Annotated in this window: 11 protein-coding genes; 4 read left to right on the top strand and 7 right to left on the bottom strand. The window is 62.6% G+C overall.

Annotated features, from left to right (window positions below; genetic code table 11):
* Window positions 1-16 precede the first annotated feature (16 nt).
* Window positions 17-1,333: a collagen-like triple helix repeat-containing protein gene (locus tag ACPWR9_RS08420; RefSeq protein ID WP_426297377.1), complete on the top strand. Its 1,317-nt coding sequence runs from the start codon at window positions 17-19 to the stop codon at window positions 1,331-1,333.
* 280 nt (window positions 1,334-1,613) lie between these two features.
* Here ACPWR9_RS08420 and ACPWR9_RS08415 read toward each other — a convergent pair whose 3' ends face one another.
* Window positions 1,614-2,093 (bottom strand): DUF2147 domain-containing protein, encoded by a 480-nt coding sequence (locus ACPWR9_RS08415; RefSeq protein ID WP_426297378.1) that lies wholly within the window; start codon window positions 2,091-2,093, stop codon window positions 1,614-1,616.
* Window positions 2,094-2,331: 238 nt separating this feature from the next.
* On the opposite strand from ACPWR9_RS08415, the gene ACPWR9_RS08410 reads away from it, so the two are divergent.
* Window positions 2,332-3,528 carry a hypothetical protein gene (locus ACPWR9_RS08410; RefSeq protein WP_426297379.1) on the top strand — a complete coding sequence of 399 codons (1,197 nt, stop codon included), beginning with the start codon at window positions 2,332-2,334 and terminating at the stop codon, window positions 3,526-3,528.
* Between the two features lie 26 nt (window positions 3,529-3,554).
* Here the strand turns inward: ACPWR9_RS08410 and ACPWR9_RS08405 are convergent, their stop codons facing one another.
* Complete coding sequence (locus ACPWR9_RS08405) at window positions 3,555-4,031, bottom strand: DUF2147 domain-containing protein (protein ID WP_426297380.1); 477 nt, start codon at window positions 4,029-4,031, stop codon at window positions 3,555-3,557.
* A gap of 171 nt (window positions 4,032-4,202) precedes the next feature.
* On the bottom strand, window positions 4,203-4,838 hold the full coding sequence (locus ACPWR9_RS08400; protein ID WP_426297381.1) for a DUF2939 domain-containing protein: 636 nt from the start codon (window positions 4,836-4,838) through the stop codon (window positions 4,203-4,205).
* Window positions 4,839-5,084: 246 nt separating this feature from the next.
* Between ACPWR9_RS08400 and ACPWR9_RS08395 the strand changes: the two genes are divergently transcribed.
* Window positions 5,085-5,405 (top strand): hypothetical protein, encoded by a 321-nt coding sequence (locus ACPWR9_RS08395; protein WP_426297382.1) that lies wholly within the window; start codon window positions 5,085-5,087, stop codon window positions 5,403-5,405.
* On the opposite strand, the gene zapE is transcribed toward ACPWR9_RS08395, so the two are convergent.
* From zapE to ACPWR9_RS08375, 4 genes are all read right to left on the bottom strand, one after another.
* Window positions 5,406-6,503 (bottom strand): cell division protein ZapE, encoded by a 1,098-nt coding sequence (zapE, locus tag ACPWR9_RS08390; protein ID WP_426297383.1) that lies wholly within the window; start codon window positions 6,501-6,503, stop codon window positions 5,406-5,408.
* Between the two features lie 118 nt (window positions 6,504-6,621).
* Window positions 6,622-8,052: a dihydrolipoyl dehydrogenase gene (gene lpdA / locus ACPWR9_RS08385; RefSeq protein ID WP_426297384.1), complete on the bottom strand. Its 1,431-nt coding sequence runs from the start codon at window positions 8,050-8,052 to the stop codon at window positions 6,622-6,624.
* 93 nt (window positions 8,053-8,145) lie between these two features.
* Window positions 8,146-9,408, bottom strand: coding sequence for a 2-oxoglutarate dehydrogenase complex dihydrolipoyllysine-residue succinyltransferase (gene odhB, locus ACPWR9_RS08380; protein ID WP_426297385.1), 1,263 nt, complete (start codon window positions 9,406-9,408; stop codon window positions 8,146-8,148).
* A gap of 89 nt (window positions 9,409-9,497) precedes the next feature.
* The gene (locus tag ACPWR9_RS08375) at window positions 9,498-12,359 is read right to left on the bottom strand and encodes a 2-oxoglutarate dehydrogenase E1 component (RefSeq protein ID WP_426297386.1); all 2,862 of its coding nucleotides are present in this window, start codon (window positions 12,357-12,359) and stop codon (window positions 9,498-9,500) included.
* Between the two features lie 554 nt (window positions 12,360-12,913).
* Between ACPWR9_RS08375 and ACPWR9_RS08370 the strand changes: the two genes are divergently transcribed.
* Complete coding sequence (locus ACPWR9_RS08370) at window positions 12,914-14,746, top strand: assimilatory sulfite reductase (NADPH) flavoprotein subunit (protein ID WP_426297387.1); 1,833 nt, start codon at window positions 12,914-12,916, stop codon at window positions 14,744-14,746.
* Window positions 14,747-14,762 lie beyond the last annotated feature (16 nt).

Genomic DNA, 14,762 nt, shown 5'->3' with positions numbered 1-14,762 from the left:
TCTGAGGAGACATGACATGTCGAAGCTTTTGCGTCCTACCCTGCTCGCCGCGCTGGCGGCAGGTGTCGTGGGAGTGACGGGTTGTTCCAGCTCGGGGGACGGCAGCGGCGCGACCGCCACCAACCCGACCAATCCGACGAACCCCACCAACCCGACGAATCCGACCAACCCCACGAACCCGACCACGAGTAGCAATGGTGTTGTGAGCTCGGTAGGTTCGGTGGTCAGTGCCGTCGGCAATCAGGTGTCGGGCACGACGATTCCCGGCGTCTCGCCGCAAGTGAATCAAGGCTTCGGCGGTGCCCTCACGCAAACGGGTAATGCCGTGACCGATTTGGGCACCGGTGTCGGCAACGGCCTCGGACAAGTCGGCAAGTCCGGCACCGACCCCGTCGGCACCACGCTCGCAAGCACTGGCAATGTCGTCACCGATCTGGGCAATGCGGGGGTATCGCTGGGGAGCGGTATCGCAGGCATCGGCAAGAGCGGCCCGCTTGCGGGCACACCAGTCGATACGCTGACGGGCGTTCTTGGCAACGTCGTCTCGACCGTCGGTCAGGGGGGTGTGAAGGGCGGCGCGGTGCTCACGCAAGCGCTCACCAGCGCCCCCGTCGTGCAAGCGACGACGGCACTCTCGTCCGCCGTCACACCGATTACGAACGTGGTGGTGAACACGACACAAACAGTCGGCAATACCACTGGGCTAGGTGCCCCGCTCTCCGGTCTGCTTGGCACCGTAGGCGGCGCGTTGAATTCCGCAGGACTGCAAGTCAAGGGCGCTGCACCGAATGCAGTGGTGGCGAGTCTCGCCAATCCGTTGATGGCACTGGGCAACACCGTGACCAGCGCTGGCGGCTTGCTCACTGGCAGCACGAGCGGCACGAGCGCCAATGCGCTGGGCATCGTGCTCGCCAACGTGGGCAACACGACGGTCACGCCGACGTCGTCCACTGGCACCAATCCGCTAGGCGCGTTGACGGGGCTGCTGGGCGGACTCAGCGGCGCGACCGGCTCAGGTGGTTCGACTTCGGGCACCAATCCGTTGGGCGCAGTCACCGGCCTTCTCGGCGGGTTGTCGGGATCGGGTGGATCGGGTTCGGCGGCAAGCAATCCGCTGGGTGCCGTGACGGGCCTGCTGGGAGGCGTGACGAGTGCCGCCGGCGGCTCGGGTAGCGCAGGCAATCCGCTCGCGCCCGTCACGACGTTGCTGACGACGGTGACAACGCCGCTCACAACGATTGCCAGCAGTTCCTCGGGCGGTGCCGGTGCCGCAGGCGGGTTGCTTGCACCAGTCACTGGCCTGCTCGGCGGGCTGGGCGGACTAGCGAAATAAACGAAGTATTCAGCAGGGCCGGTAGTGCGTGATTCGCGAGAGGAAGAGGCAGTGTTGCTGGGGGTGTGAAGGGCGTAGTTGAGTAGTTAGCAGGGCTAGGGTGGGCGGCAAGCCCGGACAGTGTGGCGACACTGTCCGGGCTTTGTCGTGCGCGCATCACATGTAGGCGAGCCCTGCGGTGCGTGTTGCGTGTTGCGTGCACCGTCTCCGTCACGCCGTCGCGCATAACAAAACACCCGCCGTAGCGGGTGTTTTTTCGTGTCGCGAATCGGCGTGCGACTTATTGCTCGCGGATCCAGGTCTGCGTGCGGCCCAGCAGCGAGATGCCGATGTAGCCACGCACTTCCATCTTCTTGCCACCGTCGAGCAGCGTCATCTTGCAGCGATATTCCTTGCCGTTCTCCGGATCGAGAATCTTGCCGCCGTCGAACCCTTCGCCGTCTTTACGAATCCCGTTGATGATCTGAAGGCCGAGCATCTTCTGTCCCTTGCGGGCGTCGGTGCAGGCCGTGCAAATGCGTTCCGGGTCGTCGTTCTCGCCGAGGCCCTTGGTGATCGTGCCGATGTACTCACCGTCTTTCTCGGTGATCGTCACGAGCGCCTTCGGCTTGCCGGTGTTGTCGTCGATCGTCTTCCAGACACCTGCGGGGGTCGCCTCGTCGGCGGCCATCGCCATCGTCGCGCCACCCAGCAACGCCACCGCCACCAGTGCACGGGCACCCAAACGTCGCCACGACGTCGTGTTCGAAATCTGCATCATGATTGTCTTCCTCCCAGATACGGAATTGATTCTCGTAGGACCCACTCGCCGGCAAGTCTCATGCTGCCGCGCGCGTCAGCCGTTTTGAAGAGTACGCCAAAGCCGTGACGCCGTGCTGAGGAAGTCCTCTAGCGATTGCCTCGGCAAATGAGCCATTTCTAATGTTCTTCGCAGGCGCGTCCCGACACACTTTTTCGTCATCGCATCCCACTCTTCATTCATCGAGGCAGGAACCATCATGATCGGCGCCACCAGCCCCATGACCGGCGCAGTGCACATTCCAAGTTGTGCGCCGCCAACACCCGCCCATTCGCGCAATGCGCCCCGCATCGAGCCAGACTCGAAGGACGCACTTCGCGACGAAAACCACGACCACGATCGACGGTCGCCCAATCACTGGCAGCACTATGCGCGCGAGCAACGTTTGCGAAGCGAACTGCGTCGCACATTGGTGAACGCCGTCCCTGCCGCGCAGGCGTACGACAACGTGTACGCCCAGATGCGCCAGCTCGTCGACGAGCGTGATGCCGCCGCCTATGCCGTGCAGACCTCGCAGCTAGTCGACGTCGCACAACGCATCGACGCACTCGACGCCCTTGATGCCGCCATCGAAACGAAGCGCGGAGATGCGAAAAATGTGGCGCCGCTAGAGACGCGCACAGCACTCACGGCTGCGCTCGTCGGACAGGATGTCTACTTCGACGAATCGATTCCGCAGATTCTGCCCAAGCGCGTTCAGCGCTTCGAAACCAACGACGACAATGGGCCGGAACAATCCGGTTTCTTCGGGGCGCTCTATTCGGACAACGATGCCGACGAAATCTTTGTCGCGAACCGCGGCACGGAAATGGGGATTGCCGGAAGATCGGGCGTCGACTGGCAACAGAATGTGCGACAAGCGTTGGGATTGCGCGCCAGTCAGTACGAACGCGGCATCGCATGGGCCGATGCATTGGCGCAACGATACGGATCGTCGCGGCTCATCTTTACCGGGCATTCATTGGGGGGCGGCCTCGCCTCAGCCGAAGCCGCTGCGGTGCCATCAGCACGCGCACTGACGTTCGACCCGGCAGGTGTGCACGTCAACACGATGGCGCGGCACGACGCAGCGCTGATCGATACCGGGGTTACGGCGTATCACGTAGAAGGCGAAGTGCTCTCGGTCGTGCGGACGTGGGTATGGGCGGCTGCGCGCCGGGTGTCCGATTTGCCGATCATCGGCGGCTTCATCAAACCATGGGTCGCCGCGAGCATGCCGCACAGGCTCGGGCGATCGATCGCTTTGCCGCCATCGCCACCGCCCTCAGCAATCAATACCGGCGCCACGTCTGCCGACTGGCAACCACCGTCGGGCATTCGCGGGGCGATCGAGCGTCACGGCATGCATCAGATGATTTATGCGTTGTTTGCAGGATTGGGTCGCAAATCAGCCTAGCGTTGCAACTGTCGTTACAACGGGCGTTACTCTTCGCGCACCCACGTCTGGGTGCGACCCAGCAGGGTCACGCCCAGATAACCGCGCACTTCGAGTTTCTTGCCACCGTCGACAACGCGCACCTTGCAACCGTATTCGGTGCCGCTGTCCGGATCGAGAATCTTGCCGCCGGTATATTCGTCGCCCTCCTTATGCAGGCCACGGATGATTTGCAGGCCCTGAAGCTTGTGACCTTTGCGCCAATCGGTACACGCGCTGCACACGCGATCGAGCGCATCGCGGCGCCCAAGACTGCGCGTCAGCGCGCCGACGAATTCGCCGTCCTTCTCGGTAATGGTGATGAGCGCTTTGGGCTCGCCCGACTTGTCGTCGATGATTTGCCAAACCCCGGCAGGCGTCATCCCGTCGGCGAAAGCGACTTGCGCCGCACCGCCCACCAGTGACATGGCCAGCAGTGCACCGGCGCCCAGTCGCCGCCATGACGTCGTATTCAAAATCTGCATCAGACTTACCTTCGTCCCAATGAAGGGATGTTCCTTGTGCTACCCCTGGATGCGTGCGCCTAACGGGATTCCGTTGGCCGAAACCGGGCATTGTCACCGCATTTTGCGTCGTTTTTATTTCCGGCGCTTACCAGGATTCCACGATCCGAGGGTTTCGCAGGGCAGGAACGGTTACAGCGGGGGGACGGCGATCGCCGTCAGGCGCCACTGCACAAGGTTGCGTCGCGTGAGTGTGAACGTGACGACACGGTCTGGACGATCGCTGCGCGAGACGTGCACGAGGAAGTGATTGAAGTCCTGAAACTCGGTGCGGGTCAGCGTGCGCGGGGTTTCGGCTGCGGGGGCCGCCCCCGAGGCGCCGGCGTCGGCACTGCCGGGCGCGGGGGCCGACGGCGCCGCAGGTGCTGCCGAACCTGCATCGTTCGCCGCGTTCGGCGGGGTGACATCGCGCGGCGCCGGTGCCCCTGGCGCGGGCGGCAAGCCGGTGCTATCGCCGCGCAACATGGCCGCAACCGCTTCCGGCGTCAACAATGCCTCGACCACCCGATCCGACACCCAGCCGCCGAATGCCAGTGCCAGCGCGCCCAACGCGTTACCGCGTTGTTTATCCATCTGACGCGCGAGTTGGTCGTGAAGGTTCGTTTTCAGGCTTTCCCGCACGGCCGGATAGTCGACATACGACGAAAGCGTATCGGCATCGCGTGCGTTCGCCGCGTCGCGTGCACGCCACAGCGTGTAATACGGCGTGCCGAACAGCAAGCCCAGCACCACCACCAGCGCCACTAGGGCAATCCACAACTTACGCATTGGGAAAACTCCGACCATAAACAGGGCATGGTACGTAGCACATTACGTCATGTGCGTACCGACTTACATTGCTTTACAAATCTTTACAGCAGCCGAGGCGCAGCCCTCTTACTCTCGAAGCGTAGCCGCACGATCGAGCACGTCCGATGGTCTGTACTTCGTTCTGAATGGCCCCGAATGGGCGGCGCATTGTGCGCCGGAACACGCGAAATCGCGCGGCAACTTCACCGACAAGGAGGTGGCAGCATGCGTCACACCCGACTTGTCCCGATACTGTGTTTTGTCATGCTGGCCAGCGTCTCGATGGGCGCAACGGCGCAATCGACATCGAACGGGCGCTTTTTCGCAGGCTGGTTCGCGCAAGGCAGCGAGCGTGCGGACGGCCGCGGCAATGGCAACAACGGCGGCAATAACGGGGCACGCCCTGCGCCGCCGCGCCCGCAGCCGCAAGAGGTACGCCCGCAAGGCGACCTGCGCGGCGATATCTACAACCACATTCGCGAGCAGCGTCAGGCACCGCCCCCGCCGCCCCCGCGCGAGCGAGGCGGCAACCGCAATCGCTACTGATCAGGTCAGCGACGTGTCCACCACGCGACGCGGCGTCTCGAGATATTCGAGCGATTGCATCTCGACCAGACGCGACACCGTTCGCGTGAACTCGTTGGCGAGTGTGCCCTCGGTGTACAACTGCTCCGGCGGCACCGCTGCCGACATCAGCAGCTTCACCTTGTGGTCGTAAAACACGTCTACGAGCCACGTGAAGCGGCGCGCTTCCGACGCCATACGCGGCGTCATCTGCGGCACATCCGACAGCACCACGGTGTGGAAACGGTTGGCCAGTTCGAGGTAATCGTTCTGCGAACGCGGGCCACCACACAACGTATGAAAGTCGAACCACACCACGCCACCGGCTCGGCGCAACGCCTTCAACTCGCGCTGTTCAATGTGCAGTAACGGGCTTTCGTCCGGCACCCCCGCGATTTCGGCAAACGCCGCACGCAAGGCACGGTTGGCTTCGTTGCCCAGCGGATAGTGATAGACCTGCACCTGTGCCAGCGTGCGGCGGCGATAGTCGATCCCCGCGTCGACGTTCATCACATCGAGCTTCTCTTCGAGCAACTTGATCGCAGGCAGCACGCGGTCGCGATGCAGGCCATCGGGATACAGCGTGTCGGGGCGATAGTTCGACGTCATCACGAACTGCACGCCGTTCTTGAACAACTCCGAGAGCAAGCGATGCAGAATCATCGCGTCGGCCACATCGGAGACGTGAAATTCGTCGAAGCAAATCAACCGATACCGCTTGGCAATGCGCTTGGCCAATTCGTCCAGCGGATCGGGCAGGCCTTTGAGCGCCTGCAACTGGTGATGGACTTCGCGCATGAACTCGTGGAAGTGCAGGCGCGTCTTGCGCTGCAACGGCACCACCGAGTAGAAGCTGTCCATCAGGAAACTCTTACCGCGCCCTACCCCGCCCCACAGATACACGCCCTTGGGCAGATCGGGATGCACGAGCCATTTCTTGAGCGTGTTCGAGCGTTTGGCCTTATAGGCCGCCCATTCGTCGTAGCACTCTTGCAGGCGGTCGACGGCACGCTCCTGCGCTTCGTCGGGCTTGTAGCCGCGCGTGGCCAATTCTTGTTGGTAGTATTCGCGAACGTTCATGCGTACAGCGCCGGTAGACGGGCAGAAAGCGGGGCAGAAAGCGCCACTTAGATCGGGATTCGGGAAAAAACAAAGGCGAGTTACCTCGCCTTTGTTCTCACAACTTAGTGCAACTCGCTTACTTGTTCAGCGCGCGCTTCTCGACGTCGAGGGCGGCTTCGCGCATCACTTCGGACAGCGACGGGTGCGGATGGCAGATACGGCCGATGTCTTCCGACGCGGCCTTGAACTCCATCGCGACCACGGCTTCGGCGATCAGATCCGAAGCGTTCAGGCCGATCACGTGCACGCCGAGGATTTCGTCGGTCTTGGCATCGGCCAGCACCTTCACGAAACCGTCCGACGAGCCCATACCCAGTGCGCGGCCGTTGGCAGCGAACGGGAACTGACCCGGCTTGAACTCACGGCCTTCGGCCTTCAGTTGCTGCTCGGTCTTACCGACCCATGCGATTTCCGGCGAGGTGTAGATCACCCACGGAATGCAGTTGTAGTCGATGTGCGGCTTCTGGCCAGCGATGACTTCGGCCACCAGCACGCCTTCGTCTTCGGCCTTGTGCGCGAGCATCGGGCCACGCACCACGTCACCGATCGCGTACACGTTCGGCAGCTTGGTCGCGCAGTGATCGTCCACCGGAATGAAGCCGCGCTCGTCGGTCGCCAGACCGATATTGCCCAGACCCAGATCGTCGGTGTTCGGCACGCGGCCGACCGACACGATCAGACGATCGACGACCAGCTCGTGGGCGTTGCCGTCCTTGTCCGTGTAGTTGACCGTGACGTTGTCCTTGCCGGTCTTGACTTCGCCGACCTTCACGCCGACGTTGATGTCCAGACCCTGCTTCTTGAACTGCTTGGCAGCTTCCTTGGCCACGCCTGCATCGGCGGCTGCCAGGAATTCCGGCATGGCTTCGAGCACGGTGACTTCAGCACCCAGACGGCGCCACACCGAACCCAGTTCCAGACCGATCACGCCAGCGCCGATCACGCCCAGCTTCTTCGGCACGGTGTCGAACGAGAGCGCACCTTCGTTATCCGAGATGAGCTTGTTGTCGACCGGCATGCCCGGCAGGTGACGGGCCTTCGAACCCGTGGCGATGATGATGTTCTTGGCGTTGACCGATTCGCTGGCCTCGCCCGTCACGTCGATCTGATAGCCAGCGTCGTTCTTGGCGATGATCTTGCCGTGACCCTTGAGCCACGTGATCTTGTTCTTCTTGAACAGATACTCGATACCGCCCGTCATCTTGTCGACGATGCCTTGCTTGCGCGTGAGCATCTTTTCGATGTCGATCTTCACATCCGACGTGGTAATACCGTGGTCAGCCAGGTGATGACCGACCTTTTCGAATTCTTCCGACGACGCGAGCAGTGCCTTCGACGGAATGCAGCCCACGTTCAGGCACGTACCGCCCAGCACCATCTTGCCGGCCGGGTTGGTCCACTTCTCGACGCAAGCGACCGAGAAACCGAGTTGGGCAGCGCGGATCGCGGCGATGTAACCGCCGGGGCCGGCGCCGATAACGACGACATCAAATTCTTTGTTTGCCATTTTGAGACTCAGTGAGGTTGACGGCAGGGGGAGGCGCGGTGCGCCGGCCACGCGAACGTCGCCGGGCAAACACCGCGCAGTGCGCGCTAACGCTTACAGGTCGAGCAGCAGGCGCGCCGGATCTTCCAGCGCTTCCTTCATGGCGACGAGGCTCAGCACGGCTTCGCGGCCGTCGATGATGCGGTGGTCGTAGCTCATGGCCAGATAGTTCATCGGACGGATGACGATCTCGCCGTTCACCACGACAGCGCGTTCCTTCGTGGCGTGCACGCCCAGAATGGCCGACTGCGGCGGGTTGATAATCGGGGTCGACAGCATCGAGCCGAACACACCGCCGTTCGAGATCGAGAACGTACCGCCGGTCATTTCTTCGATCGACAGCTTGCCGTCGGCAGCCTTCTTACCGTACTCGGCGATCTTCTTCTCGATGTCGGCCAGGCTCATCTGGTCGGCATTGCGCAGAATCGGCACCACCAGACCACGCGGCGAGCCGACAGCGATACCGATGTCGAAGTAGCCGTGGTAGACGATGTCGTTACCGTCGATCGAGGCGTTCACGGCCGGGTACTTCTTGAGCGCGTGCACAGCTGCCTTGACGAAGAACGACATGAAACCCAGCTTCACGCCGTGTTCCTTTTCGAACTTGTCCTTGTACTTGTTGCGCAGGTCCATCACCGGCTTCATGTCCACTTCGTTGAACGTGGTCAGAATGGCGTTGGTCTGTTGCGATTGCAGCAGGCGCTCGGCAATACGGGCGCGCAGACGCGACATCGGCACGCGCTGTTCCGGACGGCCTTCGAGCGACGTGTCGCGGCCAACGGCGGCAGCGACCGACGGCAGTGCGGCGCGTTGTGCCGGTGCCGGAATCGACGACGCGGCAGCCGCCGGCTTAGCGGCGCCAGCGGCCAGGGCGTCGCCCTTGGTCACGCGGCCGTCGCGGCCCGAGCCAGCGACGTCGGTCGCCGACAGGTTCTTCTCGGCCAGCACCTTAGCGGCGGCCGGGCTGGCGATGCCACCCGATGCACCACCCGTAGCAGCAGCGGCGGCCGGCGCAGCAGCGGCCGGTGCGGCTTCTGCCGGCTTGGCAGCGACCGGCGCGGCGGCGCCCGCCTTAGCTTCGGTGTCGATCTTGGCGATGATTTGTTCCGACGTCACCGTGTCGCCAGCGTTGGCGCTGACTTCGATGAGCACGCCAGCAGCGGGGGCCGGCACTTCGAGCACGACCTTGTCGGTCTCGACTTCAATGATGGTTTCGTCCTGAGCGAATGCTTCGCCGACTTTCTTCTTCCAGTCGAGCAGCGTGCCTTCGGAAACCGACTCGGAAAACTGGGGGACTTTGACTTCAACAATGGCCATTTCTGGATCCTGGATTCGATAAACGTTCAATTCGGAAATACGGCAGCGGCCGTCCCTGGGGGAGGACGACCGCTGTAAGACCTAACCGGTTACTGCACCACGGTCGCGCCCTTGAGGCGACCGAAAGCCGTGTCGAGCAGCTGCTTGAGCTGTTCGTAGTGCTTGGCGTAGTAGCCCACCGCAGGCGAGGCCGAGGCCGGACGGCCGGCGTAAGCCAGCTTTTGACCGGCGCTCATCGCTTCGAGCAGGTGGTGTTCGATGTAGAACCACGGACCCTGGTTTTGCGGCTCGTCCTGGGCCCACACCACTTCGGCGAGGTTTTCGTACTTCTTCAGCTCGTTCTCGAACGCCTTGTGCGGGAACGGGTAGAGCTGTTCCACACGGACGATCGCGGTGTCGGTCGACTTGTCTTCGCGACGGCGAGCAATCAGGTCGTAGTACAGGCGGCCCGAGCAGGCGACCACGCGCTTGACCTTCTTCGCGTCGATCGAAGCATCGGTCTCGCCGATGACCGTCTGGAAGCCGCCCTTGGCGAGTTCCGACAGGTCGCTCACAGCTTCCTTGTGGCGCAGCAGCGACTTCGGCGTGAACACGATCAGCGGCTTGCGCAGCTGGCGGATCATCTGACGACGCAGCAGGTGGAAGATCTGAGCCGGCGTGGTCGGCTGGACCACTTGCATGTTCGTATCGGCGCACAGTTGCAGATAGCGTTCGATACGTGCCGACGAGTGCTCCGGACCTTGGCCTTCGTAGCCGTGCGGCAGCAGCATCGTCAGGCCCGACACGCGGCCCCACTTCACTTCACCGCTCGAGATGAACTGGTCGATCACGACTTGAGCGCCGTTGGCGAAGTCGCCGAACTGGCCTTCCCACAGCACCATCGTGTTCGGCTCAGCCGTCGAGTAGCCGTATTCGAAGCCGAGCACGGCTTCTTCGGACAGCACCGAGTCGATCACCGTGAAGTTGGCTTGACCTTCGGCCACGTGTTGCAGCGGCACGTACGTACCGTCGTTCCAACGTTCGCGGTTTTGATCGTGCAGCACCGAGTGACGGTGCGTGAACGTGCCACGGCCCGAATCCTGACCGGTCAGGCGCACTGCGAAGCCCGACGAGACCAGCGATGCGAAAGCCAGGTGTTCGCCCATACCCCAGTCGAGCGGCTGCTCGCCCAGACCCATCTTGCGACGGTCGTTGATGACCTTCTCGACGAGCGGGTGAACCTTGAAGTTTGCCGGGATCGTGGTGATGCGCTCAGCCAGACGCTTGAGTTCGGCCAGCGGCACGGCCGTATCGGCCTTGTCGGTCCACGGCTTGTTCAGGAACGGAACCCAGTCCACCGCGTACTTGCTCTTGTAGTTCGAGAGCACCGGATCGATGGTGTGGTGACCGTCGTCCATGGCCTTGCGGTAGGCGGCGACGAAGCCGTTACCTTCTTCGGCCGTGATCACGCCTTGCGTGACCAGCTTCTCGACGTACAAAGCGCGCGTGCCCGGGTGTTGGGCAATCTTCTTGTACATCAGCGGCTGCGTGACAGCCGGGGTGTCTTGCTCGTTGTGACCCAGCTTGCGGTAGCAAACGATGTCGACCACGGCATCCTTCTTGAATTCCTGACGGAATTCGAGGGCCAGTTGCATCGCCAGCACGACCGCTTCCGGATCGTCGCCGTTCACGTGCAGCACCGGCGCTTCGATCATCTTGACCACGTCCGAGCAGTACGTCGTCGAGCGCGCATCGCGCGGGTCCGACGTCGTGAAGCCGATCTGGTTGTTGATGACGATGTGCACCGTGCCGTGCGTGCCGTAACCGCGCGTTTGGGCGAGGTTCAGCGTTTCCATCACGACGCCCTGACCTGCGAAGGCCGCGTCGCCGTGCACTTGCACCGGCAACACGCTGGCAGCGTCAGCTTCGCCGCGGCGGTCCATACGGGCCTTGGCCGAACCTTCGACCACCGGGTTCACGATTTCAAGGTGCGACGGGTTGAACGCCAGCGACAGGTGGACCGGGCCACCGCTCGTCGAGACGTCGCTCGAGAAGCCCTTGTGGTACTTCACGTCACCGGCCGGCAGGTCGTCGACGTGCTTGCCTTCGAATTCGGCAAACAGATCCGACGGCATCTTGCCGAGGGTGTTGACCAGCACGTTCAGACGGCCGCGGTGGGCCATGCCGATCACGATTTCTTGCACGCCCTTGGCACCGGCGTGGTGAACCAGTTCGTCCATCGCCACGATGAACGATTCGCCGCCTTCGAGCGAGAAGCGCTTCTGGCCGACGAACTTGGTATGCAGGTAACGCTCGAGGCCTTCGGCGGCCGTCAGGCGTTCCAGAATGTGCTTCTTCTTTTCAGCGGTGAAGTTGGGCGTGGCACGCACCTTCTCCAGACGCTCTTGCCACCAGCGCTTTTGCACCGGGTCGCTGATGTACATGTACTCGGCGCCGATCGAGCCGCAGTACGTGTCGCGCAGCGACTTGAGGATGTCGCGCAGGCTGGCTTGTTCAAAACCGAAGTAGGTGTTCTCTGCCGAGTACACGCTGTCCATGTCGGCTTCGGTCAGGTCGTAGAAGGCCGGTTCCAGTTCCGGAATGGCCGGACGTTCCTGACGCTTAAGCGGATCGAGGTTGGCCCAGCGGGCACCCAGGAAGCGGTAAGCGGCAACGAGCGACTGCACGTGAACCTGCTTGCGGGCCACGGCCATGTCGGTAGCGCCGGCACGCGGCAGGAAGGCATTGGCCTTCGCGCGCTGGGCGAACGACTCCACGATCGGGGCGTGAGCCACGTCGTTGGCGTTGGAACCATCAACAGCGGGAACGTTTTGCAGCGCGTCGAAATACTGGCGCCAGTTGTCCGGCACGGAAGCCGGATTATCAAGATACGACTCGTACAGTTCTTCGACGTAGGGGGCATTGCCGCCGAAGAGATACGAGTTCGCTTGGAATTGTTCCATCAAACTCATTTTGCGCTCACCTTTTCTACGAGTATCTCGAGAAATAGCGGGTTACGAAACCTTCCGCGACACGGCCTGACCGGATAGCGGATTGCGTGAATCAAGTGGTGCTTGGAAGGACCTGATCAATCACGGCGAGGAGCATAGCACGTTTTCCCCGCAGTCATCGGGCTGGAAAGCCGTCACACGGGGCTGACCGGCGTTACCGCACATTACGCATCCGGGCACCCTGATCAGCGCCGCAAACGGCCGTTTGACGCGTCCACGTCCCGCGACCGACTGCCGCTATCCGACCCCGATATGGCGGCACCTCCCCTCGAATGCGTCGTCAACATGCCGTCATCGCGCATCGGACGGTTACGCCCCTATTCCTTGGAAAACGGCTTGCGCTTTATGCTTATATGGAAATTGGATATATAGGAATTAAATTTTATTATTTTAATTTCTAATCAGTGACCGATATCGTGTCGACTATCCCCTTGCCGGTCCATCTTGGGGGTGGCTTGACGGGTCAGACCCGCCCGGGCTTCCGCGCTGGTCCGGCCCCTGGAGCCAACAACGATATGCAAGAGACGACGCCTCTCACCGCCCAGCAGGCCCAGTTGCTCAGCCAACTGGTCCAAGGCCTTTCCACCGAACAGCTCGCGTGGGTGCGCGGCTTTCTCGCGGGCATCAATCACTCGGTCAAGCAGTCGGGTGCGCAAGCACCGGCTGCCGCGGCAAGCGCCACCGCGCCGCAACTGACCATTCTGTACGGTTCCCAGACGGGTCACGCCCAGGAAGTCGCCGAGCATGCGAAGGCACGTGCCGTCGCCGCTGGCTTCAAGGTCGACCTGTTCGCGATGGGTGACTATAAAGCGTCGCGCCTGAAGAACGACAAGCTGCTGCTCGTCGCCGTCTCCACGCAGGGTGAGGGCGAACCGCCCGACGACGCCCGCGATTTCTACGAATTCCTGCATGGCGAGAAAGCCCCCAAGCTCCAGGGCACGCGCTTTGCCGTGCTGGGTCTGGGCGATTCGAGCTACGAGAAGTTCTGCCAGGCCGGTAAAGACTTCGACGCCCGGCTCGCCGCGCTGGGCGCCGAGCGTCTGGTGAACCGTGTCGACAGCGACGTCGATTACGACGCCCCGGCCGAGCGCTGGATCGAAGAGTCCGTTGAAGCCCTCAAGCGCGTGGCCGCGCCGGTCGCCGCAAGCGCAGGCAGCGCCGCGGGTAACGACGGCTTCAGCCTCGCCGCCCTCGCGAGTGGCGTGGCTCCGGCCGCTGCCGCCAGCCAGTACAGCCGCAAGCATCCGTTCGAAGCGACGGTGCTCGAGAACATCAAGCTCTCGGGCCGTGGCTCGTCGAAGGAAGTGCATCACGTCGAACTCTCGCTCGAAGGCTCGGGCCTCACGTACGAGCCGGGCGACGCACTGGGCGTAGTCGTGAAGAACGACGACAAGCTGGTCGACGACCTGATCGACACGCTCGCCCTCGACCCGCAAGCGACCACCACCACACAGGACAGCACGCTCACGCTGCGCGACGCGTTCCTGCGCGCCTACGACATCACCACGCTCTCGCGCGCTTTCCTTGAGAAGTACGCGGCGCTGGCCGAGTCGACCGAACTCAAGGCATTGCTCGCCGTCGGTAACGAAACCGCCTTGCGCGACTATCTGTATGGCCGCGATGTGCTCGACGTGGTGCGCCAGTTCCCGGCGCGCAAAGTGAAGGCTGCTGAATTCGTCGGCACGCTGCGCACGTTGCAACCGCGCCTGTATTCGATTGCCTCGAGCCTCGCCGCCAACCCGGAAGCCGTGCATATCACCGTGGGTGCCGTGCGTTACGACAGCCATGGCCGTGCGCGCCGTGGCGTGGCATCGACGTATCTGGCCGATATCGCCCGCGAAGGCGAAACGGTACCGGTCTATATCGAAGCAAACCGCAACTTCAAGCTGCCGAGCGACACCAACGCCCCGGTCATCATGATCGGCCCGGGCACCGGCATTGCTCCGTTCCGTGCGTTTGTGGAAGAGCGTCAGGCGCTCGACGCACCGGGCAAGAACTGGCTGTTCTTCGGCGATCGCAACTTCCGCACCGACTTCTTGTATCAGCGCGAATGGCAGCGTTATGTGAAAGACGGCGCGGTGAGCAAGATCGATCTGGCGTTCTCGCGCGACACCGAAGACAAGGTCTACGTGCAGCACCGCATGCGCGAACAGGGCAAGGAGCTCTACTCGTGGCTGCAAGACGGCGCGCACCTGTATGTGTGCGGCGACGCCGACCAGATGGCCCGTGACGTGAACACCGCGCTCATCGACATCGTGGCCGAGCATGGCGGCCTGGGTGCCGACGCCGCCGCCGAATACGTGAAGACGCTGCAACGCGAAAAGCGCTATCAGCGCGACGTGTATTAAGCGGCACGCCGCCCAC

The sequence above is a fragment of the Pandoraea pneumonica genome, from assembly GCF_049918595.1.
Classification (GTDB): domain Bacteria; phylum Pseudomonadota; class Gammaproteobacteria; order Burkholderiales; family Burkholderiaceae; genus Pandoraea; species Pandoraea pneumonica_A.
Note: the sequence above shows the minus strand (reverse complement) of the source record. Positions and strands in the feature narration are given on the sequence as shown.